24 protein-coding genes and 1 pseudogene are annotated in these 25139 nt (G+C 60.7%); 10 read left to right on the forward strand and 15 right to left on the reverse strand.

From position 1 onward, the window contains the following. Positions 1-129: 129 nt before the first annotated feature. Positions 130-798, reverse strand: a complete 669-nt coding sequence (locus SLW75_RS27660; RefSeq protein ID WP_065987576.1) for a hypothetical protein — start codon at positions 796-798, stop codon at positions 130-132. 410 nt (positions 799-1208) lie between these two features. Between SLW75_RS27660 and SLW75_RS27665 the strand changes: the two genes are divergently transcribed. Further along, on the forward strand, positions 1209-2414 hold the full coding sequence (locus tag SLW75_RS27665) for an MFS transporter (protein WP_065987575.1): 1206 nt from the start codon (positions 1209-1211) through the stop codon (positions 2412-2414). 3 nt (positions 2415-2417) lie between these two features. Continuing rightward, positions 2418-2885, forward strand: a complete 468-nt coding sequence (locus SLW75_RS27670) for a metallophosphoesterase family protein (RefSeq protein ID WP_410936014.1) — start codon at positions 2418-2420, stop codon at positions 2883-2885. 16 nt (positions 2886-2901) lie between these two features. On the opposite strand, the gene SLW75_RS27675 is transcribed toward SLW75_RS27670, so the two are convergent. Next, positions 2902-3693, reverse strand: a complete 792-nt coding sequence (locus tag SLW75_RS27675) for a substrate-binding domain-containing protein (protein WP_065987573.1) — start codon at positions 3691-3693, stop codon at positions 2902-2904. Between SLW75_RS27675 and SLW75_RS27680 the strand changes: the two genes are divergently transcribed. Further along, on the forward strand, positions 3628-3882 hold the full coding sequence (locus tag SLW75_RS27680; RefSeq protein WP_167355776.1) for a hypothetical protein: 255 nt from the start codon (positions 3628-3630) through the stop codon (positions 3880-3882). The genes SLW75_RS27675 and SLW75_RS27680 overlap by 66 nt on opposite strands. Here the strand turns inward: SLW75_RS27680 and SLW75_RS27685 are convergent. Beyond that, positions 3867-4745 (reverse strand): methyl-accepting chemotaxis protein, encoded by an 879-nt coding sequence (locus SLW75_RS27685; RefSeq protein WP_410936044.1) that lies wholly within the window; start codon positions 4743-4745, stop codon positions 3867-3869. The two genes, SLW75_RS27680 and SLW75_RS27685, sit on opposite strands and share 16 nt — an antisense overlap. Then, positions 4722-5861 (reverse strand): annotated as a pseudogene (locus tag SLW75_RS27690) (methyl-accepting chemotaxis protein); the annotation flags it as partial. The pseudogene SLW75_RS27690 and the gene SLW75_RS27685, both read right to left, overlap by 24 nt. A gap of 303 nt (positions 5862-6164) precedes the next feature. Between SLW75_RS27690 and SLW75_RS27695 the strand changes: the two are divergent. Then, positions 6165-7340 carry an acyltransferase family protein gene (locus SLW75_RS27695; RefSeq protein WP_410936015.1) on the forward strand — a complete coding sequence of 392 codons (1176 nt, stop codon included), beginning with the start codon at positions 6165-6167 and terminating at the stop codon, positions 7338-7340. 23 nt (positions 7341-7363) lie between these two features. Here the strand turns inward: SLW75_RS27695 and SLW75_RS27700 are convergent, their stop codons facing one another. Next, positions 7364-8602, reverse strand: a complete 1239-nt coding sequence (locus SLW75_RS27700; RefSeq protein WP_410936016.1) for a TIGR03862 family flavoprotein — start codon at positions 8600-8602, stop codon at positions 7364-7366. A 195-nt stretch (positions 8603-8797) separates the two neighbouring features. After that, complete coding sequence (locus SLW75_RS27705; protein WP_410936017.1) at positions 8798-9715, reverse strand: histone deacetylase; 918 nt, start codon at positions 9713-9715, stop codon at positions 8798-8800. Positions 9716-9842: 127 nt separating this feature from the next. Here SLW75_RS27705 and SLW75_RS27710 point away from each other — a divergent pair, with 127 nt between their 5' ends. From SLW75_RS27710 to SLW75_RS27720, 3 genes are all read left to right on the forward strand, one after another. Next, on the forward strand, positions 9843-10406 hold the full coding sequence (locus SLW75_RS27710; RefSeq protein ID WP_065987568.1) for a GNAT family N-acetyltransferase: 564 nt from the start codon (positions 9843-9845) through the stop codon (positions 10404-10406). Between the two features lie 128 nt (positions 10407-10534). Next, positions 10535-11404 carry an acyl-CoA thioesterase II gene (tesB, locus tag SLW75_RS27715; protein ID WP_065987567.1) on the forward strand — a complete coding sequence of 290 codons (870 nt, stop codon included), beginning with the start codon at positions 10535-10537 and terminating at the stop codon, positions 11402-11404. After that, complete coding sequence (locus SLW75_RS27720; protein ID WP_410936018.1) at positions 11401-11997, forward strand: HAD family hydrolase; 597 nt, start codon at positions 11401-11403, stop codon at positions 11995-11997. Before tesB ends, SLW75_RS27720 begins: the two co-directional genes overlap by 4 nt. A gap of 348 nt (positions 11998-12345) precedes the next feature. Here SLW75_RS27720 and SLW75_RS27725 read toward each other — a convergent pair whose 3' ends face one another. From SLW75_RS27725 to SLW75_RS27765, 9 genes are all read right to left on the reverse strand, one after another. After that, positions 12346-13335, reverse strand: a complete 990-nt coding sequence (locus SLW75_RS27725) for a hypothetical protein (RefSeq protein ID WP_065987565.1) — start codon at positions 13333-13335, stop codon at positions 12346-12348. A 4-nt stretch (positions 13336-13339) separates the two neighbouring features. Further along, positions 13340-14233, reverse strand: a complete 894-nt coding sequence (locus SLW75_RS27730; RefSeq protein ID WP_192132908.1) for a neutral zinc metallopeptidase — start codon at positions 14231-14233, stop codon at positions 13340-13342. Positions 14234-14460: 227 nt separating this feature from the next. Beyond that, the gene (locus SLW75_RS27735; protein WP_410936019.1) at positions 14461-14832 is read right to left on the reverse strand and encodes a hypothetical protein; all 372 of its coding nucleotides are present in this window, start codon (positions 14830-14832) and stop codon (positions 14461-14463) included. 141 nt (positions 14833-14973) lie between these two features. Continuing rightward, positions 14974-15333, reverse strand: a complete 360-nt coding sequence (locus tag SLW75_RS27740) for a hypothetical protein (protein WP_410936020.1) — start codon at positions 15331-15333, stop codon at positions 14974-14976. Then, entirely contained in the window at positions 15323-16285 is a 963-nt protein-coding gene (locus SLW75_RS27745) for a hypothetical protein (RefSeq protein WP_410936021.1), read from the reverse strand. Before SLW75_RS27745 ends, SLW75_RS27740 begins: the two co-directional genes overlap by 11 nt. Before the next feature lie 9 nt (positions 16286-16294). Then, positions 16295-16783: an Hcp family type VI secretion system effector gene (locus SLW75_RS27750; protein ID WP_065987559.1), complete on the reverse strand. Its 489-nt coding sequence runs from the start codon at positions 16781-16783 to the stop codon at positions 16295-16297. A gap of 246 nt (positions 16784-17029) precedes the next feature. After that, complete coding sequence (locus SLW75_RS27755; protein WP_410936022.1) at positions 17030-18322, reverse strand: MFS transporter; 1293 nt, start codon at positions 18320-18322, stop codon at positions 17030-17032. A gap of 203 nt (positions 18323-18525) precedes the next feature. Continuing rightward, positions 18526-19611: a tRNA (uridine(54)-C5)-methyltransferase TrmA gene (gene trmA / locus SLW75_RS27760; protein ID WP_065987557.1), complete on the reverse strand. Its 1086-nt coding sequence runs from the start codon at positions 19609-19611 to the stop codon at positions 18526-18528. Then, entirely contained in the window at positions 19608-20900 is a 1293-nt protein-coding gene (locus SLW75_RS27765) for an NCS2 family permease (RefSeq protein ID WP_410936023.1), read from the reverse strand. The genes trmA and SLW75_RS27765 overlap by 4 nt, the downstream gene beginning before the upstream one ends. A gap of 306 nt (positions 20901-21206) precedes the next feature. On the opposite strand from SLW75_RS27765, the gene SLW75_RS27770 reads away from it, so the two are divergent. The 3 genes from SLW75_RS27770 to SLW75_RS27780 are packed head-to-tail and all read left to right on the forward strand — an operon-like array spanning position 21207 to position 24933. Next, a complete protein-coding gene (locus tag SLW75_RS27770) occupies positions 21207-21731 on the forward strand; it encodes a (2Fe-2S)-binding protein (protein ID WP_296307552.1) in 525 nt (174 codons plus the stop codon). Then, positions 21728-22714 (forward strand): FAD binding domain-containing protein, encoded by a 987-nt coding sequence (locus tag SLW75_RS27775; RefSeq protein WP_065987554.1) that lies wholly within the window; start codon positions 21728-21730, stop codon positions 22712-22714. The genes SLW75_RS27770 and SLW75_RS27775 overlap by 4 nt, the downstream gene beginning before the upstream one ends. Then, entirely contained in the window at positions 22714-24933 is a 2220-nt protein-coding gene (locus SLW75_RS27780; protein ID WP_410936024.1) for a xanthine dehydrogenase family protein molybdopterin-binding subunit, read from the forward strand. The genes SLW75_RS27775 and SLW75_RS27780 overlap by 1 nt, the downstream gene beginning before the upstream one ends. Positions 24934-25139: the final 206 nt, after the last annotated feature.

A 25139-nucleotide genomic window follows, 5' to 3' on the forward strand; every position in this document is an offset into this window, starting at 1 on the left:
TCAAACGCCACCCAAGTTTGTGGCCCCCAAAGTTAGCCTTTTGTGGGCCGTCAAAGGAAACCTTTTGGGTTTTTTTGGGGGGGGGGCCCGGGCGCCCGTTCCCCCGCGGCCAATACGCAGGCGCCGGGTTTAGATGCTGGTTTCCATGGCCTCGGCGACGGCACGAGGTCTGGCTTTGACGGGCATGGAAATCTGCAATTCGGTGAACTCGTCAAAGCGCGAAAGCTCGCGGCGCAGTTCAAGGATGTAATCCAGCGCGCCGCTCAGGCAGATGCTGTAGGCCAGCAATTCGACGCCTTCTTCGACGGTGGTTTTCGCCAGTCGCGCGTAGCCGCCCTGAAGGATGCCGTGCCACAGCGAGCCCATGCCGAAGAGTCGCGAGAAGATCAGCACCAACAGGCCCGCCATGACGAAACCGAAGGCCGGGCGCACTGAAAAACGAGCCAACCCCGAGACCACGTCGCGCCACGCGTTCCTGTAACCCAATGCCTTATAGACGCAGGTGCCAGCCGTCAGCAGTGCAGGCCAGAGCCAGAAACTGTGACTGATCGGGTCAAACAACCCGTCCAGCTCACGGATCAGCATGCAGGCGAAGAAGCCGCCAATCAGGATGCCAACGCCACGTTGCCCTGGCTGGCGCGCCGAAAGCCAGAACACACCGGCGATGAGCGCCAGCATGACTTCCTGACTGACCTCGGTGAACGAGGTTTCGAGAATGTCGGTCTTGGCGACAAAGATGTCGATGAACACCATGCCGATACTGAAGAGCGTCAGCGTCAGCATGACGGCGAAACGCATCAGTGCTGACTTAACAAGTTGTAGATCGTTATTCACACGTTTTTCACTGTTGAGCGGGTATTAAGGCCGGGACTCTAAAGAACTTTTCCGGGTTAGCCAAACGGCCGCTTAGTGCTCTCTTTTAGTTATTCTTCCATTCAGTAACAGTCTTTTGCGGTATCCGGTATTGCGGTTTTTTAAATCTGCCCTGTTGGCCTGATTGTTCTCTCAATATTGTTGCGTTAGGGCGTTGATCCGCGCGAATGGGCGAGACGCACGCAAAGTCAAAGTGTTTAACCTGATGATGAATATTTTCACGCATACATCAAAACTGCCCTGAGCATGAGCCCCGGTAACGCTTGCAGGTCTACCTTGCCTGGCCGGTATCAGCGACACTGCGTGTCTTGTTTATACCGGTGCCCGGAGCGCTCATGTCTTTGCCTGCTTCTACCTCCACGCGCGACTTCATCTTCGCCGCCTGCGCGTTGCTCATTGCCATGGTCGGCACCACGCTGCCGACGCCGCTGTATGCCCTCTATCAACAGCGGCTCGGCTTCGACGCCAGTTGGCTGACAATCATTTTCTCGATCTACGCGGCGGGCGTTATCGCAGCGCTGCTGGCGGTGGGCAGCTGGTCCGATCAACTGGGGCGCAAGCCGTTGCTGCTGGCAGGGCTGGCAATGGGGGCGATCAGTGCGGTCATCTTTCTGTTCAGCGATTCGATTGGCGGCCTGCTGACAGGACGGCTTTTCTCCGGCTTCAGCGCGGGCATCATGACCGGCACGGCCACCGTGGCCGTCATCGAGCTGGCCCCCAAGACTTGGAAGAACGCCACGTTGGTGGCCACGGCCGCCAACATGTTCGGCCTCGGCATCGGGCCTCTGCTCGCCGGCTACACCTCCCAGTTTCTGCCGGACGCGCTGCACCTGGTGTTCTACGTGCACTTGGGCATGCTCCTGCTGGCGACGGTCGGTATCGCACTGATTCGCGAAACCGTGCAGCGTCCGGCGGTGCTGAAACTGGGCATTCAAAAGCCTTCCGTGCCGGCGTCCGTGCGCAGCGTGTTTATCTCCGCGTCCATCGCCGGGCTGGCGGGTTTCAGCGTGGCAGGCCTGTTCACCAGCATGGTGCCGTCGGTGATGATTCACGTCATGCACGAGCAAGGCGGGCTGTTGATCGGCGCGGTCATCGGCTTGTTCTTCGTCGCGTCGATCATCGGCCAGGCGCTGCTGCAGGTGCTGCCGAAGGACCGGCATATGACCCTCGGTTGCGTCGGGCTGATTGTCGGCATGATCTGTCTGGGCCTGAGCATTGCCACGTCGCAGTTGGGGCTGTTGATCGCGGCGGGTCTGGTGGCGGGTATCGGCCAGGGCATGATCCTGCGCGCCGGGATGGGCGCGGTCACCGCCAGCAGCCCGCCTGATCAGAAGGCTGCCGTGACGTCCGCCTTCTTTGTGGTGCTTTACGTGTCGATTTCGGTGCCGGTGGTGGCGGTGGGTTTCAGCGTGCGAGTGTTCGGGCTGGAGCATGTGGGCGAATTCTTCGCCTCGTTGGTGGCGGTGGTTGCCTTGCTGGCGATGATCAGCATGAAACGCGTGCAGTCCAGACAGGCCGCTCTGTCGGCGTCCGGGAGCTGAGCAATGAGCGTCAAAATCGGCTTGATCTCGGACACCCACGGTCTGCTGCGCCCTCAGGCACTGGAGGCGTTGCAGGGCTGCGATTACCTGATCCACGGCGGCGACATCGGCAAGCCGGAAATCCTCGACGCGTTGAAGGCCATCGCGCCGCTGACGGTGGTGCGAGGCAACAACGACACCGATGACGCCTGGGCTTGCGACGTGCCCTATGAGGCGGTTTTGCGGATTGGCGACGTAGGGATTTACATCACGCACATACTGGCCGACGTACCGAAATCGCTGCCGGAGGGGATACGCGTGGTGGTCACCGGGCACTCACACCGACCCTTGCAGCAGATGCGCGATGGCGTGCTGTTCATCAACCCGGGCAGCGCCGGGCCGCGTCGCTTCAAGTTGCCGATCACGGTGGGTCTGCTGCACATCGACGGCGATGAGGTGCGCGGCGAGTTGATCGAGCTGGCGCTCAAATAAGCCGCCGGGCATCCAGCTACTTCGCGATCGGGTCCAGGCCACTGGCTTTGATGGCCGGGGCCGCTGCCGATGAACTCAGGAATTCCAGAAACTGTTTCGCCTGTTCAGGGTGTTTGCTCTGAGTGACGACGCCTGCGGAGTAGAGGGTCATCTGCTGCGCCTGGTCGGGGATCAGGCCGATGATGTCGATACCGTCCACCGGCTTGAGCTCGCTCAGCTGTTGAAAGCCAATCTCGGCGTCTCCCCGTGCCACGACTTCGCCGACGGGCTCGGCGGGGATCATGCGGCTTTTGCTCTGGATCCGGTCGGCGATGTGCATCTGACTGAACAGCACACGGGACAGGTACACGCCGCTGGCGCTGTCCGAGTACGCAATGCTTTTAGTGTCCAGCAGGGTCTGCTTGAAGGCTTCCATGGTGCTGATGTCAGGGTGTGGCGCACCATGACGCACGGCCATGGCGATGTAGGATTTGCCCAGATCGACGCGGGTTTTCGGATCGACCTTGCCGTCCTTGATCAACTTGTCCAGCGCTGCACCGACCATCAACACCACGTCGGCCGGCTCATGGCGGGCCAGTCGGTTGGGAATGGCCTGGGGCGTCGCGCCCATTGACGGCGCGACTTCGCCCTGCAGCTTCACACCGGCGCGCTGTTCGTAATCGGGGGCTACTGCTTTGAACGCGCCCATGATTCCGCCGGAACTCAGCACGATCAGCTGGACAGGTGCAGGTGCCGTGGCGGCATGGGAGAAGGCGACTGGAACGAGGGAGAGGGCAGCACTGAGGAGATAAGGCAACATTCTTTTCATGGAGATAAACCCGGCGTTGAAGATGAATATGACGAAATAAAACAGCGCGGGCAGTATGTGGCAATTGTAGGATCAGTAAATCCCTTTCTTGCCAACGCACCCGCGCTGTTCGTCTTCAACCCCTTGCACCGCCTGCGCCGGGCGGCTTTTCGTCCGACGCAGATAAAGCCGGTTTACACCTTGAAGTGACTGACCAGCATTTGCAGCTGATTGCCCAGTCGTGCGAGTTCGACGCTTGAAGCGGCGGTTTCTTCGCTGGCGGCAGCCGTCTGTTCAGACACGTCGCGCACGTTGACGATACTGCGGCTGATCTCTTCGGCCACCGAGCTTTGCTGCTCGGCAGCTGCCGCGATCTGCTGGTTCATGGCCTGAATGTTCGACACCGTCTGGGTAATGCTTTCCAGCGACGTCCCGGCCTTGCGGGTCAGGGTAACCGAGCTGTCAGTCAGGTTGCGGCTGCTGAGCATGATCTCCGACACCTGGCGTGTGCCGTTTTGCAGTGCGGCGACCAGGCCTTCGATCTCTTCGGTGGATTGCTGAGTGCGTTGCGCCAGGCCACGGACCTCATCGGCGACCACGGCAAAACCGCGACCGGCTTCACCGGCACGGGCCGCCTCGATTGCCGCGTTAAGGGCCAGCAGATTGGTCTGCTCCGCAACGGCTTTGATCACGTCCATGACCTTGCCGATCTTGTCGCTTTCCTGTTCCAGCACGGACATCGCGTCAGTGGAACGGACCACTTCACTGGCCAGTTTCTCGATCTGTATGATCGCTTCGCCCACCACTTTGTCGCCTTCCCGTGCCTGCTTGTCAGCGGCGGAGGCGGCAACCGATGCCTGCTCGGCGTTGCGCGCGACCTCGTGAACAGTGGCTGACATTTCGTGCATCGCGGTGGCGACCTGGTCGGTTTCGACTTTCTGGCTGTTGACCCCGGCGCTGGTCTGTTCGGTCACCGCCGACAGCTCTTCAGCAGCGCTGGCAATTTGCGTGACGCTGTCACGGATGCCGCCGATCAATTCGCGCAGCGTGGCGCCCATGCGCTGGATGCCCATTTGCAGAACGCCCAGCTCATCTTTACGGGTCACGACCATGTTGTGGGACAAGTCGCCGGAGGCAATGCGGTCAACGACAGCCAGGGTCTGCTGAAGCGGACGGGTGATCTGACGGGTAATGATGATCGCCGCCAAGGTGCCAAGGATCAGCGCCAGAAGCGTGCCGGCCAACTGCAGCATACGGGCTTGCTGAATGTCAGCCTGGCCCAAGGTGTTCTGCAGATCAGTGAGCTGTTGTGCCAGCTTGACGATGACACCCTGTTCCTCGGTCATCTCTGTGCGCGCAGCATTGATATTGCCAGTGGCGAGCTTGAATCCCTGAACCGAGTTGCGATAGCCGATCAGCGCCGCTTCCAGCTGCTTCAGGCGCTCGGCCTGAGTACCGCCAAACATGGCGTTGAGTGGGGCGAGGCCGTCAAGGGCGACGGTCAGTTGGCTCATGGCCGCTTCCTCAGTTTTGGCCGAGACGCCGGCGGTGTAGCCGCGCACTTCGTAGCGCACCAGCATCACGTCTTCGCGGGCTTTAATGACGGCCTGGTACTGCTCGGAACGACGTTCATCCGTAGGGTCGAGCTTCATCACATCATCGTTGATCGCGGCAATCAGCTCCGCTGCTTTTACCGCGTCGACGCCCATGCTATCGCGCACCCCGGCGCTCGCCTGGTAGGCCTCGCGCATTTTTTTCAACGAGGTCTCATAAGCGCTGAGTTGCTCGCCCATCGTTTTGATGAGCGGCACATTCTGTGGGTTAGTGAACGTTTTTTGCAGAAATTGCTGCTGCGCCTTGAATGCGTCGAGCGCGGTCTGAACGCTTCGCGCGGCCACTTCGTCGCCGTTGCTGAGCATATATTGCAGGCGCGTCACCCGCAGGTCTGTGAGCTTCTGGCTGAGCTTGGTGATATCACCCACCCATTGGCTGCGCAAGCTCATCTGGCCCAAGCTGTTCCAGCCCACCAGGGCCAGCAGGGCAGTCAGTACAAGCACGACGCCGAAGCCGAGGGCTAGCTTCTTGTTGACGCTGATATTGGCCATCCAGCTGTTCATTCCATTTCTCCAGAATCCGTAATATTTGAAATCGTCAGCTGGAGGTTTTTTGTTATGGAGCCAGCAAAACATTCATGTGTACGAGTGCATCGGCAGGTTCGCGAGAATCTGAAACCGATGTAGGAATTGTCCGACAGTCGACGGCGAGGCTGGCAGCAAAGTATTGACGGGTGTCGTTGCTGCTGCGACCAGAAATCCTCAATGTGACTCATTGGTCACGACTGACAAACGCTGGCGTCAATCTTTGCGCCGTCGGATGTACCGGACATGAAATATTTCAACTGTTGATAAGCCGGCCAACCCCCTACCGTGTAAAGGCCGCGAGAATTCGCGGCCGCCAAAGGCGTTTTCTCACTCAGGACGGGGCGTTGGGCCATGGGATCAGTTCAGCGATTTACCACGCTCGACAGCTTCAGGGGCGTGTTCGCCTTGCTGGTGGTGTTCTACCACCTGCATGTCGTGGGCGCTTTCATCGAGCTGCCGTTTTTCCGCAGAGCTGACATCCTGCTTAACTTCTTCTTCGTGCTCAGCGGTTTTGTCCTGGCCCACTCGTATGGGCTGAAGCCGCAGTTCGGTTTCAAGCGTTTCGTCATCTCGCGCCTGTTCCGCCTGTACCCGCTGCACGTGGTGATGCTGTTGGTGTTTATTGGCTTCGAAGGCGTGCGTTGGGCGGCCTGGAAGAAAGGCTTCACCCTCAACAACGTGCCGTTCACCGGGCTGTTCGACCCGACAGAGATCCTGCCCAATCTGCTGCTGTTGCAAGCCTGGACGCCGCTCACTGAGACCATGTCGTTCAACTACCCGTCATGGAGCATCAGCATCGAGTTCTACATCTACATGCTCTTTGGCGCCCTGTGCCTGCTTTCGCTGAGAAGCCGTTTCGCGACGTTTGCCTGCGTGGCCGTCGTCGCGTTCACGATGATCTTCACCGAAAACGAGCCGCTGGTCTGGCGTGCGATGCTGGGTCTGTCCTGCTTCTTCGCCGGCAACATCACGTACCTGGCCTACTTGCTGGTTCGCGACCGATTCGTGCCGGTGCGCTGGCTGATGACGGTGTTCGAAGTGGCGCTGACGGGCACCACGTACTGGATGGTGATGAACGACTACAGCGACCGCTCGCCCATCGCCAGTCTGACGTTCTGCGTGCTGGTGCTGGTGTTCGCGTTCGAGGCCGGGCTGGTATCGACGTTCCTGAAAACCGCCGTGTTCAGGCTGCTGGGCAAATTGTCGTACTCCATCTACATGACCCACGCCGCGCTGCTATTTTGCCTGTCGACGGTGTTCATCGTGGCGCAGAAGCTCACGGGCCGCGACCTAGCGCCCATGATCAATGGTCAGCGTTTCATGGACACCGGGTCAGAGCTGGGCAACAACGCGCTGGTGGTCGCCGTCACCCTCGTGGCGATCGGCCTGGCTGCCTTGGCTCACACGTACATCGAACTGAAGGGCGTCGCGTTGGGCAAACGGATGGTCGGGCCTTCGCAGGGCAAGGCGCCGGTCAATCAGGGGCTTGGTGGTGGCTTGAAGCCGCAGGTCGATCGCGCGGCGTGAATCCGTGAGGGTTGCGCTGAGCCTTACTCGCGGCGCAACCAGTCAACCATTCCCAGCCCTGCCGCGCGGCCGCTGGCGAAACAGGCGGTGAGCAAATAGCCGCCGGTGGGCGCCTCCCAGTCGAGCATCTCGCCGGCGCAGAACACGCCGGGTAGGGACGGGATCATCAATTGCTCGTTCAGCGCTTCGAACCTCACCCCGCCCGCCGTGCTGATGGCCTCATTCAGCGGGCGCGGCTTGATCAGTGGCAGCGGCAAGGTCTTGATCGCCATCGCGAGCAGGGCCGGAACAGTGAATGTCGTCGCGGGGGTGAGCTCACGCAACAGCGCCGCCTTCACGCCGTCGAGCCCTAACTGGCTGTGCAGATGCTTGGACATCGAACGTGAACCGCGCGGTTTGCTCAGGGCCTTCTGCACCTCGGCGATGGTTTTGCCGGGCAGCAAATCAATCTCGACCGGGGCCGAGCCTGATCGATTGATCGCCTCGCGGATCTGCGCGGACAGCGCGTAAACGAGGCTGCCCTCCACGCCTGTCTGGGTGATTACGCATTCGCCCAGTCGAAGGGTGTGCCCCTCCAGGCCCATCGCGATGTTTTTCAGCGGCGCGCCGGCGAACTTGCTGAGCAGCAGCTCGCTCCAGGCCGAGACCTCAAACCCGCAATTGGCAGCCTGCAGCGGCGCGATCCTGACCCCGCGGTGTTCAAGCAGCGGTACCCACGCGCCGTCCGAGCCCAGCCGCGACCAGCTTGCCCCGCCCAATGCCAGCAACGTGGCGGCAGGGCGCAGGGCAAGTTCACCTTCAGGGCCGGCGATCCGCAGCGTATTGTCGGCATTCCAGCCCATCCATCGGTGACGGGTGTGGATAACTACGCCGGACTCCCGCAGCCGCTTGAGCCAGGCGCGCAGCAGTGGCGCGGCTTTCATGTCAGTGGGGAACACGCGGCCCGAACTGCCGACGAAGGTCTGGATGCCCAAGCCGTGAATCCACTCGCACAGCGCCTGCGCGCCGAAGCTGCGCAGTAAGGGCGCGATCATTTGGGCGCGTTCGGCGTAGCGGGCGACGAATGCAGGGGACGGCTCGGAGTGGGTGATGTTCATACCGCCCACGCCGGCCAGCAGGAACTTGCGCCCAACCGAGGGCATGGCGTCGTAGAGATCCACCTTGAACCCCGCCTGGCTCAGCACTTCAGCGGCCATCAGGCCGGCAGGGCCGCCGCCGATGATGGCGACTGTCTGGGTGCGTGAGGTGGCGGGTAAGGTCATGGCTGAACGGACACCGGTTGAATGAAGGGCGCGCATTCTACGCGAGCTTCGTGAAACGCGACCAGCCTGTGGAAAACTAATCGATCAAAAAACGTACAGTGCGCGCCAGGCCCTTTGTAATCAGGGGGTCGTGGCCTTGCGCTCAGGTTATCCACAGGCCGTTCCACAGCGGATGTGGGTAAGTTCTGTGGTCAATCAAAGCCCGCGCTCCACCGACACCCGCTGCGCACTGTGGTGCAGAATGCCGTGCCGCCGGGCGAGTGCTTCGCGGTCCTTGCTGTAACCACCGCCAATCACGCCCATCACCGGAATGTCGCGGCCCAGACAATGACGCATCACCGCCTCGTCACGGCGGGCAACCCCCGCGTCCGTCAGCTGTAGGTAACCCAACGCATCGTCCTTGTGCACATCCACGCCGGCGTCGTACAGCACCAGATCAGGCCGATACAGCGGCAGCAGGTAATTCAGCGTGTCGTCGACCACCTTCAGGTAATCGTCATCCCCCATGCCCATTGGCAGCGGAATGTCCCAGTCACTTTGGGCCTTGCGCGCGGGGAAGTTCTTCTCGCAGTGCAGCGACACGGTGATCGCGTCATCGGTGTGTTCGAGGATCCGCGCGGTGCCGTCGCCCTGATGCACGTCGCAGTCGAAAATCAGCACCCGGTCGACGCGTCCGCTGTGCAGCAGGTACTGACTGATGATCGCCAGGTCATTGAAGATGCAGAACCCGGCCGGGTAATCGTAATGGGCATGATGGGTGCCGCCGGCGAGGTGACAGGCCAGCCCGTGTTGCAGCGCCAGTTCCGCTGTCAGCAAAGAACCCCCTACCGCACGCACCGTACGTCGGGCCAGATCCTCGGTCCAGGGCAGGCCAAGGCGACGTTGATCCTCGCGCGACAGCGCGCCTTCCATATAACGGCTGATGTAACCGGGGTCATGGGCCAGCGCCAGGATGTCCGTTGGGCAGACCTGCGGGCGAAACAATTGAGCATCTGTTGTCAGGCCGCTGTCGATAAGGTGGTCGCGCAGAAGTCTGAACTTGTCCATCGGGAAGCGATGGTCCGGCGGAAAGTCCGGGCTGTAGTCTTCGTGGTAAATGAGGGGCAGGGGCATGGTGTGCACGCGTCTGGTTCGAAGGGGAATCTTGCCAGTTCTGACGACCACCGCACAGCGATTTGCCTGAGCGGGAGAATCGCCAGCCGGCAGGGAATTTGAAAGGCGAGGCACAGGGAGACGATCGATGGAGCCGATTCTTGAGCTCAACAGCGCACGCTTGTTGATGCGTCAATGGCGAGATGATGATTTGCCGGCTTTCGCGCAGATGTGCGCCGATCCCCAAGTGATGCGCCATTTCCCGCAGCCCTTGAGCCGCATGGAGAGCGCCAAGCTGATTGGCCGCGTGCGCGGGCATTTTGCCGAATACGGTTTTGGGTTCTGGGCCCTTGAGCGCAAGGACACCGGCGAATTCATCGGTTTCACCGGTTTGAGCGTGGTGGGCTTTGAAGCGGCGTTCACGCCTGCGGTGGAAATCGGCTGGCGCCTGGCTCGCGAGCATTGGGGCCTGGGTTACGCCAGCGAAGCCGCGTGGACGGTGCTCGGCTGCGGTTTCGAGCACCTGGATCTGGATGAAATCGTGGCGTTCGCGGCGGTCAACAACCTGCCCTCGCAAAAGGTCATGCAGGCCATCGGCATGCGCAACGATCCGGCCGACAACTTCAATCATCCCAAATTGCCCGAGGGTCATCCCCTCAGGCCCCACGTGCTGTATCGCATCAACCGGCCAGGCTGGCTGGCGACCCTGTGATTCGCTGCGGGAATCGGGCTACAAACCTCTGTATCATTTCGTCCCACTTCCATCTGCGCCGACCTTCGGCGCCCATGGCCTGATTGATGCGATGACGGTCGGCGAGACGACCGTGTGAGGAACCCTGAATGAGTCACGTGCTGGATGATCTGGTGTCGCTGTTGAGCCTGGAGCCGATCGAAGAAAACCTCTTTCGCGGGCGCAGCCAGGACCTTGGCTTTCCCCAGCTGTTTGGCGGTCAGGTGCTGGGGCAGTCGCTGTCGGCGGCGAGCAAGACGGTCGAAGACGCGCGCCATGTGCATTCATTGCATGGCTATTTTTTGCGTCCCGGCGACGCGCACCTGCCGGTGGTGTACCAGGTCGACCGGGTCCGTGACGGCGGCAGTTTCAGCACGCGCCGGGTGACGGCGATTCAGAAGGGGCAGCCGATCTTCACCTGCAGCGCGTCGTTCCAGTACGACGAAGAGGGCTTCGAGCACCAGACTCAGATGCCACAGGTGGTCGGCCCCGAGAGCCTGCCGTCGGAGCTTGAACTGATGCGTCAGCGCGAGCACCTCATCCCCGAGCACATGAAGGACAAGCTGCTGTGCCCCAAGCCCATCGAATTCCGCCCGGTCACCGAGTCTGATCCCTACAATCCCAAGCCTGCGGACCCAGTGAAGTATGTGTGGTTTCGTGCAGACGGCACGTTGCCCGACATCCCCGCGTTGCACCGCTACATGCTCGCCTACGCCTCGGACTTCAATCTGTTGACCACGTCGCTGCTGCCCCACGGCAGGACGGTCTGGCAGAAGGACATGCAGATCGCCAGCCTTGATCACTCGCTGTGGTTCCACGGCGAACTGCGCGCCGACGACTGGCTGCTCTATGCCATGGACAGTCCATGGGCCGGCAACGCGCGCGGATTTTCCCGCGGAAGCGTGTTCAACCGCGCGGGCAAGCTCGTGGCTTCCGTCACTCAGGAAGGTTTGATTCGCCACCGCAAGGATTGGTCATGAGCCTTAAACAGGTACGCCACTGGGTATTCGACATGGACGGCACGCTGACTGTCGCCGCCCATGATTTTCCGGCCATTAAACGGGCGCTGGATATCCCGCAGGAAGACGACATCCTCGGGCATCTCGCTGCGTTGCCGGCCGACGTCGCAGCGGCCAAACATGCCTGGCTGCTGGAGCACGAGCGCGCGGTGGCGATTGAGTCCAAACCCGCGACGGGGGCTGTCGAGTTGGTGAGGGAGCTGGCAGGGCGGGGGTATCGTCTGGGCATCCTGACCCGTAATGCCCGGGAGCTTGCTCACGTGACACTGGAAGCCATCGGCATCGCGGACTGCTTTGCGGTGGACGACGTGCTCGGTCGCGACGAAGCGGCGCCGAAACCCGATCCGGGAGGCCTGCTGAAGCTGGCCCAAGCGTGGAATGTGAAGCCGTCGGACATGGTGATGGTGGGTGACTATCAGTTCGACCTGGCCTGCGGTCGCGCAGCTGGGAGTCAGACCGTGCTGGTCAATCTGCCGGACAACCCGTGGCCGGAGTTGACCGATTGGCATGCGGCGGATTGCGCGGCGTTAAGAAAGATGATTGAAGTGAAATAGGACGCGCATTCAAATAGTTGGACCGGCTTTAGCCGGTAGAGCGTCTGGCAATTCACCACAAAATGAGTGGTATACGCACCGGGCTCTTCCCGGCTGAAGCCGGTCTTACTACCGGATCGCGTTTAAAGAGTAGGACCGGCTTCAGCCGGGAAAGCGGCAGGCAAGTCACCACAAAATTAGTAGTGCCCACGCTGGCCTCTTCCCGGCTGAAGCCGATCCTACTGCCGGATCGCGTTTAAAGAGTAGGACCGGCTTTAGCCGGGAAGGCGGCAGGCAATTCACTGCAAAATGAGTGGTGTACGCACCGGCCTCTTCCCGCTTAAAGCAGGTCCTGCTAGCGCAGTGCTCTCAATTCGCCTTGAACAACGCCGTCTGACCTTCAGGTGAAGTGAACATCGCTTCGCCGTTATGCCCGACGTTTTTCACTTCCACCAGGCGCTGATTCAAGCCTTCCGGATGACGCTTGGTCAGGTAATCGAAGTAGTTGTGACCACGGGCCAGACGCTGAGGCCCCTGTGCTTCGGCGCCACAATCCTTGTCCAGCGCCGGGTGCTCCGGATCGGTGTCCAGTTCGCCCAGCAGGTAAGTAATGTCGCGCTTCACGTAAGCAGCCTCAAGCTCGGCCGGTGTTTCCTTGCCGGCATAGGCTGGCAGTTTGTTAAGACCGTACTTCCAAGTGTCAAAGGTCGGGCAGCTCGCCGCATCGACCGGCAGCGGCCGGGTCGCGTCGAAATACGCATAAGAAGACGGATTGGCGATCACATAGCGCAGCTTGATGCCTTCCTTCTTCAGCAACGCATCCTCCTTGCCGCCGATCATCGCGTAACGCTGCACCACCTGAGCACCGCCGGAATGGCCAGCGATCACAATCTCCTTCAGATTCGGGAACAGCTTGCTGTCGCTCAGACGCTTGAGGATGTGATCGATGACCACAAACGAGCTGACTGGCTTGGGGCCCAACGACTTTTCGCCTGCCATCCAGTCATTGGCGTGCCAGCGCAACACCGATTCGGGCAGGCGGTGCTGTGAAATGTCTTTCTCATCGAGAAATTGCGGCGCGATCAACAGCGTTTTCGAGCGCTGATGCGACTGGTTGGCCGCGCGCTCGACGCTGCGCAGGTAGGTTTGCGCGTTGCGCAGCCGACCGTGAAAGACAATGACAACCCGCTGGACCTGCGGGCTTGGACGAACCCAGCTCTGACTCAGGCCGAGCGTGGCCTGGGTGGTCCCGTTGATCTGAAGCCGGTCGGGGCTGATGGATTTAACCGCCTGATCCGCCGCATGAGCATTGAGGCTCATCAGGGTGCCCAACAACAGGATCGAAAGCGGTTTCATCATGTGATCAGAGGCTCTTGGCGGCGAATGTATCGCATTGGTTGATTTGTCCTGCGGCAAAACCTGTCTTGAACCAGCGCACGCGCTGAGCAGAAGTGCCGTGGGTAAACGAGTCTGGCACGACCCGGCCCTGACCCTGTTGCTGCAAGCGGTCGTCGCCAATGGCATTGGCGGCGTTCAGCGCCTCTTCAATATCACCCGGCTCCAGCCAGTTCAAACGCTTTTGTGCGTTGTTGGCCCAAACGCCTGCCAGGCAGTCAGCTTGCAGCTCCTGACGCACCAGCAAACCGTTGTCACCTTCCATTTTCATGCCGCGTTGGCGGGCGGCGTCAACTTTAGCCGAAACCCCCAGCAAGGTCTGCACATGATGGCCAACTTCGTGCGCAATCACGTACGCCTGAGCGAAATCTCCCGCCGCCTTGAAGCGCTGACTCATCTCACGGAAAAACTCCATGTCCAGATAAACGCGCTGGTCAGCCGGGCAATAGAACGGGCCGCTGGCCGATGAAGCCGAGCCACAGGCCGATTGCACCCGACCGCTGAACAGGATCAGCGTCGGCGCCTTGTACTGGCTCCCCATTTGCTGGAACACCTGCTGCCACGTGTCTTCGGTGTCGCCCAGGACAGCGCGCACGAAATCAGCCTGCTCGTCATTGGCCGGCGGCGCCTGGCGCGTTTGCGGGTTGACCGCGGCGGTCTGATCCGAACCCATCTGGCCGGTGATCTCACCCAGAATCCGCATCGGGTCCTGGCCGGTCAGCAGACCAATCGCGACGATGATCACGATCCCCCCAAGCCCCAACCCCTTGCCGCCAATGCGCATCCCGCCGCCCCCGCCGCCCCCGGAATCGCCACGTGCGTCCACGACGTTGTCACTGCGACGTCCTTTTTTCCATAGCATGTGGGAATCCTCTTTTGGTCGTGTGGGAAGTGTAGACGGCGGGCGTGCGACGTCTGGTCTGCTGGACTAAGAGAGGAGAGGAGGGGGAATAGTTCGCGAATCGGATCTTCAAGGACATTGCTGGCCTGCGAAGCTTCTTGATGGAGGTTGGCAGCTCGGAACCTTTCTTTGTGCTTTTCAATCTGCCGAGAAGTAGACCCATGCCAAGGTAGCGCCGTTTGAGCGGCCTAATGAGGCGCACGAAAATAATAGAGCAGTCCGCTACTCACGCCGATGAGAATCATCGAGCCATAAATTATCCGCACTCCCCACAGCAGTCTGGGAGGCAATTTGAGCAGCTTTTGCCTGGGGATACGTTCCTGCCTCCAGAAGATCTCAGGTGCGACTGCAACCAGCATCACGAATGTTTCCCTCATTCTTCGTCCGAAAAGGCTGTCTCCGCAGACCGCTCTGTTCAATGAAAACATCTCGATATCACACAGGTAGTCTTCGATCTTTTCCAGATATATGTAGAAGAATATATGGGAGACCACAATGTGGGCGGCGATCATCAGTAGCATGATGAACGAGAGCAGCCCGGTCGAAATGTTGTCAGTCATGGCGTCCGTTCATAGAGATATTTTCGGTCTTTGTGTCACTTCATATACTCGGGGGCCGATTAATCGATGCATCGATAAAGCAGGTGCAAATTTTATCCTTAATTAAGTTCGTGAGATCTTGCACAGCCCTGTCAGATTTTTTCAGTCTAGGGAGAAATAAACCCAAGCTAAAGCGGCGCCGTTTGTATATGAGAAAAGGTAGAGCGTTTGCAGTTGAAATCTGAGCGCAGAGGACAACCGCTTATCTGCATCGAGAGGCATCTCACCCCGACTGTTCATAAGCTTATGCATGATGATAATCATCGCTACCCCGTTCAGCCTCATCTGCCTGCCAATGAGGCCCCGGCCCCACACGCTTTTGTTCCACTGGACAAGTTTTACGTCTGATAGCTGTTCCTCCATAGCCGCTAACTTATTGAGCTGGAAGTAAATCATTATGATGATATTGACGAATATGCTTCCAAAAACCGCCATCACCCACCAGACTTTCTCAATCACCATTAGTGTGCGGGCTCCATTCATAAAGTTTGGTTCCTATGAACTCTCCGCTTTTCTCACCTGCCAACCCACCTCCATACCCTCCAGCAACTGCGCCCACGACCAAACAGGCAAGTGCGACCGGGCCGCTTGTTGGACCCAATACCGCGAAGCATACGGTAGCCGCCGCTGTGCCACCTAGCGTTCCGCCTAAGGAGCCGCCGCTGACATTGCCCACCAGCTTCACGCCTTCGACGAACTTCGCTCGCGTGCAAATATCTTCCCTTCCGGTCGAGCAGGCTTCCTTAATCTCAAGCGCGGTAGATGCTAAGTTCAGCCCGATCCCAATCGCTGTCCCGTGCTTCAACAACTTCGCCACCTTGGCAATCCTCCCAACCCGCGCCGCATATCCCTGGATTTCACCTGTGTGCAGATAACTCTTGGTCGACAACCCCAGCATCTTCTTAAGCGGACCTTTTTTCCGCAACCCGGTCCCCCAGCGGGCAATGCCTTCCAGTTGCTTATCAAGCGTGGCAAACAGCGCTCTTCGCTGGTTGATGAACTCCTGCCGGGCAATGGGTGTTCCGCGCGCCAGCGACAATTTGTAAAGCCGCTCGATCTCTTCCAGGGTTTTCTTCACACCTTCAAGGTGCTTGCCCCAACTCCCGGTGGCAGCGCCGATACCCAGCGATCCATAACTGAGCATGTTCTGCAGCAGGTCGTAGTTCTCGATGAGCTGGCTGCCCGCCCCTTTCACTTGACGATGGACGTTACGCGCCAGGTTCATCAGCTCTGTCTCTTCCGCCGTGAGAGTGCCGTTTGAACCGTCGCTGACAATTACCAGTTGGCCTGGCATCACCACAACGTTTCGGATATGTGCGTTAAGCACATCGAACTTCGCACCTCCGCCCACCCGTGCCTTGAGTGTGAAATAGGTCTGTATGCGGTCATTGATAAACACATATGGTTTGGACACGGGCTGTCCTCAGCTAAAGCGCTTGTTGGCGATGCGGTCCCAGCCGCCAACTACATTGCCGGCTGCCGCGCCATCGCTGCGTTTCTGCTGGGTGTACAGAATGCGGACGCGGCCGAAGTTGATTTGCACGTGTTCCAGCGGCTCGCCGCTCTCACCGCTTTGGCTGAAGTCAGAAATGATCACCTCTTCGAGGCGCACTTCGTAGTACTTGAGCTTGTCGCCTCCCGCGCGGTACAGGCACAACGTCAGGTCCTTGATGTGCGTGCCCGCGCAACTGGCTTCAAACAACGCAGCGCTGGATTGATCCAGGCGTTTGCTGAAGCTGAAGTCGCTGAGGCTGGCCCGACCCGAGCCCGCGCCGCCGTTCGAGCTGGCGGTGGCCGAAGTACTCTGGCTAACGCCGAAGTCGTAGGCCACGATTTCGATCCAGCCCTTGTTGCGCTCATCCAGCGACTCGCCGTCGATCCCGTTCACCTTGATGAATCCGTCAAATGCCATGCTGCGTGTCCTTGCTGAGGTCAGATCCAGCAAGGATAGGGAGAGGGCATTGGGCTTTGAAGCGCGGCGAGGGGGGCTGAAAGTGATTTTCAGAACGGTCCTACACTGGTCCCTTGGCACGTCTTACGGAAGATTCCGTAACGGGTGATGTTCGCCGCAGTAGTCGTTCAAAAGGGCTGGAAACTGCCGGATTCGCGTGGCGCGCAGAGGGTGCGCGCCAACAGTAAATACCCGAGAGGGCTTACATCAAACCCGCGCCGTCTGCTTCTCGATGGTCTCGACCGGCGAGGCGTCGGCGAAGTGGTTCACCTGGCGCAGGGCCTTGAAGCCAACCATCCAGGCGCCAACGACACCCAGTGTGCACAGGCCGCCGATGATCGCAGCGGGCACGGCACCCCACAGCGCTGCGCTGCTCCCGGCGCGGAATTCGCCCAGCTCGTTGGACGAACCGATAAACAGCATGTTCACGGCGTTGACCCGCCCGCGCATGTCGTCCGGCGTCGAGAACTGCACCAGCGTGGAGCGGATGTAGACGCTGACCATGTCCGCCGCACCGGCAATCATCAAAGCGAGCAGCGACAGCCAGAACAGGGTCGACAGGGCGAACACCAGGTTAGCGACACCGAACACCGCGACGGCGATGAACATGACCAGGCCAACATTGCGATCAAACGGCCGGAAGCTCAGGTACAGACCCGTGCCGACCTCACCCAGACTCATCGCACTGCGCAGCGCGCCCAGGCCTTGCGGCCCCAAGTGCAACACTTCATGGGCGTAGATCGGAAGCAGCGCCACCACGCCCCCCAGCAGCACGGCAAACAGGTCCAGGGAAATGGTGCCCAGGATGATCGGCCGCGAGCGGATGAAGGCGATGCCTGCGGTAAAACGCTTCCAGGCCGTGGATTCGAGAATCTGCTTTTTGCCGGCGTACAGCACCGGCACGCGGATCAGCAACAGCACGCCAGCGATGAAGCTGGCCATGCACACGGAATAGGTCAGCCCGCCGCCGCCTGCTGCATACAGACCGCCGCCGACCAGCGGCCCGGCGATGGTTGCAATGCGCATGATCATGCTGTTGGTGGCGATGGCCGACGCGAGTTTTTCACGCGGGACGACTTGTGGCAGCAGGCTCTGCAACGCCGGCCCGGTGAACGCCCTCGCGCAACCGAACAAGGCGAGGGTGGCGTAAATCAGCCGTGTGTCTTGATGATGGGTCACAGAGAACAGCATCAGCATCAGGCTGCATACGGCTTGCACCGACCAACTGATGGTCAGGATCATCTTGCGATCATAGCGGTCGATCAAGTCGCCGGCCGGCATCAACAGCAGCAACATGGGAATGAACTGCGCCAGGCCGACATAGGCCAGGGAGATCGGGCTGCGGGTCATGTCGTAGACCTGCCAGGCGACAACCACTGCCTGAATCTGCATGGCGAAAACGGCAGCAAGGCGCGCGGTCAGGAAGGCGAAAAAGCCGGGCAGCCGCAGGGCGCTTTTGGCGGAAGATTCAGACGATGAGGCGGGCGATTCGGAGCTCAAGGCAAGGCATCCATCGAAGCGAAAGACGGCCGAGAGTTATACACCGGTCTGGCGCGGTTCGCCGCTAGCTGTCAGGAATTTAATGATGGATGGTGCGGGATATGCTGCGGGCGCATGGAGATCAGAAGGCCTGTTCCCGGCTGAAGCCGGTCCTACTGATGATAGTAGGACCGGCTTCAGCTGGGAACGACCGAATCGCGCTGTTAGCGGCGAACCAGCAAAACCCCCGACTCCATGTGATGGGTATACGGAAACTGATCAAACAGCGCGCACCGCTCGACCCGGTGGGTGTCGTGCAGTTGTGCGATGTTGGCGGCCAGGGTTTCCGGGTTGCACGAGATGTACAGGATGCGCTCAAAACGTCGCGTCAGCTCGCACGTGTCTGGGTCCATGCCGGCGCGGGGCGGGTCGACGAACACGCTGCCGAAGTCGTAGCTTTTCAGGTCGACACCGGCCAGACGACGGAACGGGCGCACCTCATTCAGGGCTTCTGTCAGCTCCTCAGCCGACAGTCGCACCAGCGACACGTTATCCACAGCGTTGTCCGCCAGGTTACTCAGCGCCGCGTTGACCGACGTCTTGCTGATCTCGGTCGCCAGCACCTTGCGCACGCGGGTCGCCAACGGCAGCGTGAAGTTGCCATTGCCGCAATACAGCTCCAGCAAATCATCGTCGCGGTCGCCCAGCGCGTCATACGCCCAGCTCAGCATTTTCTGGTTTACCGTGCCGTTGGGCTGGGTGAACGCGCCCTCCGGCTGGCGATAACTGAAAGTCCGGCCAGCGACGTCCAGCTGCTCGGTCACGTAATCGCGGCCAATCACCAGTCGCTGCCCTTTCGAGCGGCCAATCACACTGACCTTCAGATCAGCCGCCAATTGCTCCGCCTCGACTTGCCAGGCCTCATCCAGCGGGCGGTGATAGCACAGGGTGATCATGCCGTCGCCGGCCAGCGTGGTCAGAAAATCCACCTGAAACAGCTTGTGATTGAGGGTCTTGCTGGCCTCCCAGCGATCCCGCAGCACCGGCATCAGCGCGTTGATCTGCTGGCTGGCAATAGGGAAGTCGTTGATCAGGATCGGCGTGTGCTTGTCCCCCGGCGCGAACATCGCATAGTGACGCTTGCCGTCGTCGCGCCACAGGCGGAACTCGGCGCGCAAGCGGTAGTGCTCGCGCGGCGAATTGAAGACCTGAGGCTCGGGCGCCTCGAAAGGCGCCAGTAGCTCGCGCAGGCGCGCGGCCTTTTCATCGAGCTGAGCGGCGTAGTTTGCAGGGTCGAACGTAGAACTCATGGATAAAAGCCCAGCTTGATCACGAACAGAATCGACAGCACGACCAGCGCCGAATTCAGCTCGCGACCCCGGCCCGACAACAGCTTGATCACGGTCCAGGAAATGAAGCCAAAGGCGATGCCGTTGGCGATCGAATACGTGAATGGCATGGCCAGGGCGGTGATCACCACAGGTGCTGCTTCAGTGATGTCGTCCCAGTTGATTTCGGCAAGGCCCGACGTCATCAACACAGCCACGAACAGCAGGGCAGGGGCGGTGGCGAATGCTGGAACGCTGCCAGCCAGCGGCGCGAAAAACAACGCCAGCAGAAACAACACCGCAACCACGATAGCCGTCAGACCGGTCCGGCCGCCGGCACTCACGCCCGCCGCGGATTCGATGTAACTGGTGGTGGTCGAGGTGCCCAGCAGAGAGCCGGCCATTGCGGCGGTGCTGTCGGCGATCAGCGCACGGCCCATCTTCGGCATGTGGCCGTCCTTGCCCATCAGGCCCGCACGCTTGGCGACGCCGATCAGGGTGCCGGAGTTGTCGAACAGGTCGACGAACAGGAAGGAGAAAATCACGCTGACCAGACCGATGTTCAGTGCGCCGGGAATGTCCAGCTGCAGGAAGGTCGGCGCCAGTGAAGGCGGCATCGACACCACACCGCCGAACGGCGAGAAGCCCATCACAATCGAAATGATGGTCACGGCCAGAATGCCGATCAGCACGGCGCCGCGCACTTTCAAAGCTTCCAGGGCCACGATCAGTGCGAAGCCCAGCGCCGCAAGAATGGGTGCCGGTTTGGCCAGATCGCCCAGGCCAAGCATGGTGGCCGGGTTAGTCACCACGATGCCGGCGTTGTGCAGCGCAATCAGCGCCAGGAACAGGCCGATACCGGCGGCAATGGCCGAGCGCAGCGGCAGCGGGATGCTGTTGATGATCCATTCGCGGATGCGGAAGATCGACAGCAGGAAAAACATCACTGCCGAAATGAACACCGCGCCCAGCGCTACTTGCCAGGTGTGGCCCATGTGCAGCACCACGGTGTAGGTGAAGAAGGCATTCAGGCCCATGCCCGGCGCCAGCGCGATCGGGTAGTTGGCGATCAGCCCCATGACGGTGGAGCCGATGGCCGCCGCCAGGCAGGTAGCGACAAAGATCGCGCCCTTGTCCATGCCGGTCTCGCCAAGAATGCTCGGGTTCACGAACAGGATGTAGGCCATGGCCAGGAAGGTGGTGACCCCGGCCAGAATTTCGGTGCGCACATTGGTGTTATGTGCCCTGAGTTGAAACAACCGCTCCAGCATTTAAGGCTCCCCGGTGACGCTCCGCGTCATTTATGTAGTCGACTGAAACAGCAAAGCACAGCTCACCGAAACGGCTTGCACAAATTCTGCCAGTTGCAAAAAGCCGCGCATCATACCAGCAGCTCCGGGCGATGGGGCCTGGCGCGTGTCGTCGGATTGCAAATGTCCGGATCGGCTTGCCCCATCCGGGCGCCCCGCTGCGTCAAAACGCTCATCACAAACCCTGAACGTTTCCGAAACCGCACAAGTCGTACCCCTTAAGACGCAGATCACTGCGCTGATCGAGTACCTACCGTGAGGCTTCCCATGAGTGCAACCAATGAACAGGCGTTCGCAGGGCATTCCATCGCCCTGACGTTGAACGGCCAGACCCGACAAGTGGACGTGCAGCCCTGGACCACGCTGCTGGATCTGCTGCGCGAGCAGCTCGATCTGGTCGGCACCAAAAAGGGCTGTGACCACGGCCAATGCGGTGCATGCACCGTGCTGCGCGATGGCAAACGCATCAATGCGTGCCTGACCCTGGCGATCATGTGTGACGGCGCCGAGCTGACCACGATTGAAGGGCTTGCCGAAGGCGACACGTTGCACCCGATGCAGCAAGCGTTCATCAAACATGACGCCTTCCAGTGCGGCTACTGCACGCCCGGGCAGATCTGCTCGGCAGTCGGCCTGGCCAACGAAGGCCGCGCCAGCACCGACGACGAAGTGAAAGAACTGATGAGCGGCAACCTGTGCCGTTGCGGCGCCTACAGCAACATCCGCGCGGCGGTGGTGGAAGTCTTGCCATCAATGAATGCCGCACCGGATCAGGGAGGGCGCGGCCAATGAATCCCTTCAGCTACAGCAAGCCGTCCGACATCGCTCAGGCGGTCAATCTTGCAGGCCCTGCCAGCCGTTTCATTGCTGGCGGTACGAACCTGCTGGATTTGATGAAAGAAAACATCGCCCGCCCCGAGCACCTGATCGACATCACCGGGCTGCCGCTCAAAGACGTCCGCGCAACCGACAGTGGCGGCCTGATGATCGGCGCGCTGGTGAGTAACGCCGACCTGGCCTGGCATCCGCTGATCGAGCGCGATTATCCGCTGCTGTCCCAAGCCATTCTGGCGGGCGCCTCGCCGCAGTTGCGCAACATGGCGAGCACCGGTGGCAACCTGCTGCAGCGCACCCGCTGCTACTACTTCTACGACTCAACCGTGCCGTGCAACAAGCGCGAGCCTGGCACGGGTTGCCCGGCGAAAGAGGGCCTGAACCGCATCCACGCGATCCTGGGCGCCAGCGATGCCTGCGTCGCGACTCACCCCTCGGATATGTGCGTGGCCCTGGCTGCGCTCGAAGCCCGCGTCCACGTCCAGGGGCGCGCCGGTGCCCGGGTGATCGAGTTCGCTGACTTCCATCGCTTGCCGGGAGATGCGCCGCAGCGCGACAACCAGCTCGCCGACGATGAACTGATCACCGCTGTCGAGCTGCCAGCGCCACGTTTTCAGCAGCACAGCCACTACCTGAAAATCCGTGACCGCGCCTCTTACGCCTTTGCCCTGATCTCAGTGGCCGCTGCTGTCGAGCTTGATGGCGATGTCATCCGTGACGTGCGCATCGCCCTGGGTGGCGTGGCGCACAAGCCTTGGCGCGACACGGCCGTCGAGCAATCGCTCAAAGGTCAGCCGGTCTCGCGGGAAAACTTTGTTGCCGCCGCCGACGCGATGCTGCGCGACGCTCAGCCGCTGGCACACAACGCTTTCAAGATCAAGCTGGCCCGCCGCGCGATCGTTCGCGCCTTGAGCGATGCCACCTTGGGAGGAACTGTTTAATGAACGCCAATACACCCACCCCGGGAACGGCCTCCGCGCTGGGCCAACCCATGGACCGCGTCGATGGACGCCTGAAAGTCACCGGCCAGGCCCGCTACGCCGGCGAGTACCCGGAGGCAGGCTTGCTGCATGCCAGCGTGGTCTCCAGCACTATCGCCTCGGGTCGCGTCGTGCGTATCGATGCCTCGCAAGCGCTGGCGGTCCCTGGCGTGATCGCGGTTATTGATCACACCAATCGCCCGCACATTGCCAGCTATGACGAGGACTATCAGGACGCCGACGCCGCCGAAGGCTCGCCGTTCCGCCCGTTCTACAACGACCACGTGCTTTACAGCGGCCAGCCTCTGGCGCTGGTGGTGGCAGACACCCTTGAACTGGCGCGGCATGCCGGCTCCCTCGTGCGCATTGAGTACGAAACCAAGCCGCACCAGACCGACCTCAGTGTGGGTCAGAGTGACGCCCACACCGCGCCGGCCGAAACGCCGAAACCGCGTGGGGATTTTTCGGGCGCATTCGCCCAGGCGGCGGTCACGGTCGACAGCCACTACAGCACGCCCAACGAACACCACAACCCGATGGAGCCGCACGCCTCCACGGTGTTCTTCAAGGCTGACGGCAGCCTGGAGATCCACGATAAAACCCAAGGCACGCAGAACTGCCAGGACTACCTGCACAGTGTGTTCGGTCTGGAGAAAGAGAAGATCCGCATTCTCGCCGCTTTTGTCGGTGGAGCCTTCGGTTCCGGCCTGCGTCCGCAATACCAGTTGCCGCTGGCCGTCATGGCGGCATTGAAGCTCCAGCGTTCGGTGCGTCTGACCCTGACCCGCCAGCAGATGTTTACCTTCGGCTATCGTCCGCAAACCTTGCAGCACATGCGGCTCGGGGCGTCCAAAGACGGCAAGCTGATGGCAGTCGCCCACGACGCCATCGGTCAGACCTCGCGCTTTGAAGACTTTGCCGAGCACGTCGTTGAATGGAGCGGCATGCTCTATCAGTGCGACAACGTGGCATTGAGCTACAAGCTCGCGCCGCTGGACGTTTACACGCCGCTGGACATGCGTGCACCGGGCGCCGCTTCCGGCATGGTCGCGCTGGAATGTGCGATGGACGAGTTGGCCATTGCGGCCGGTATCGACCCCGTGCAGCTGCGAGTGGTCAACTTTGCCGACAGCAACGGCAACGAAGGCAAGCCGTATTCCAGTAAAGAACTGCTGGCGTGTTACGAACAAGGCGCCGAGCGTTTCGGCTGGAGCAAGCGCAACCCCGAGCCGCGCAGCATGCGTCAGGGCCGGCAACTGGTGGGTTGGGGCATGGCCGGCGGTGTATGGGAAGCCATGCAGATGCCCGCCAGCGCCAAGGCCAGTATCGACAGCAGCGGCAAGATCACTGTAAGCAGCGCCACCACCGACATCGGCACTGGCACTTACACGGTCATGACCCAGATCGCCGCTGAGGCCGCTGGCGTGAAGCCTGAGGACGTCACCTTCGTACTGGGTGATTCGTCGCTGCCGACGTCGCCATTGCAGGGTGGCTCGTTCACGGTGTCGTCCGTGGGCACGGCGGTGCAGCAGGCCTGTCGTGCCTTGCGCGCCAAGTTGCTCGACGCCGTGCGCATGGCGCATCCGCAACACGCGGTGGTGGACATGGCCGATGTTGTCTGTGGCGACGGTTACTTGCTCATCGACGATGAGCGTTTTGCTTACGCCGACATCGTCCGCGAGTCGTCCCACGAGACGCTTGAAGTGCAGATCGACGCCAAGCCTGACGACAAGCGCGAAGGCTATTCGACGGCAACGCACTCGGCGGTATTCGTCGAAGTGCTGGTGGACGAAGACCTGGGCACTGTCCGCGTCAATCGGGTGGTCGACGCCGTTGCGGCGGGCCGTGTGGTCAATCCGAAAACCGCGCGCAGCCAGATTCTCGGCGGCGTGGTCTGGGGTATCGGTCAGGCGTTGCAGGAAGAAAGCCAGACCGACCACACCCTCGGGCGCTTCATGAACCACAGCCTGGCCGAGTATCACATTCCAGTGAACGCGGACATCGCCGAGATCGACGTGCTGTTCGTGGAAGAGAACGACAGCATCGTCAATGACCTGGGCTCAAAGGGTGTGGGCGAGATCGGCATCGTCGGCGTGGCCTCGGCCATTGCCAATGCCATCTACCACGCCACGGGCAAGCGGGTTCGGGAATTCCCGATTACGCTGGATAAAGTGCTGTAACCAACGCCGTACCTTGTGCCCTGATCGTTCACACGCTCTGCGTGGGAACGATCATTTTCTCTGCTGTGCCCTCGAATCCCCCTCATTCAATGTCGCCCCAGTGCAAGCACAGGTCGCGCTGGTGCGCTTGTTGCTCAGGCCTGCTGCGTACCTTGCACCAACGCGGCAGCCACCGAATTGCCGTGGGTCTTCAAGCCTTGAAAAAC

The sequence above is a fragment of the Pseudomonas sp. W5-01 genome, assembly GCF_046540435.1.
GTDB classification, from domain to species: Bacteria; Pseudomonadota; Gammaproteobacteria; order Pseudomonadales; family Pseudomonadaceae; genus Aquipseudomonas; species Aquipseudomonas graminis_B.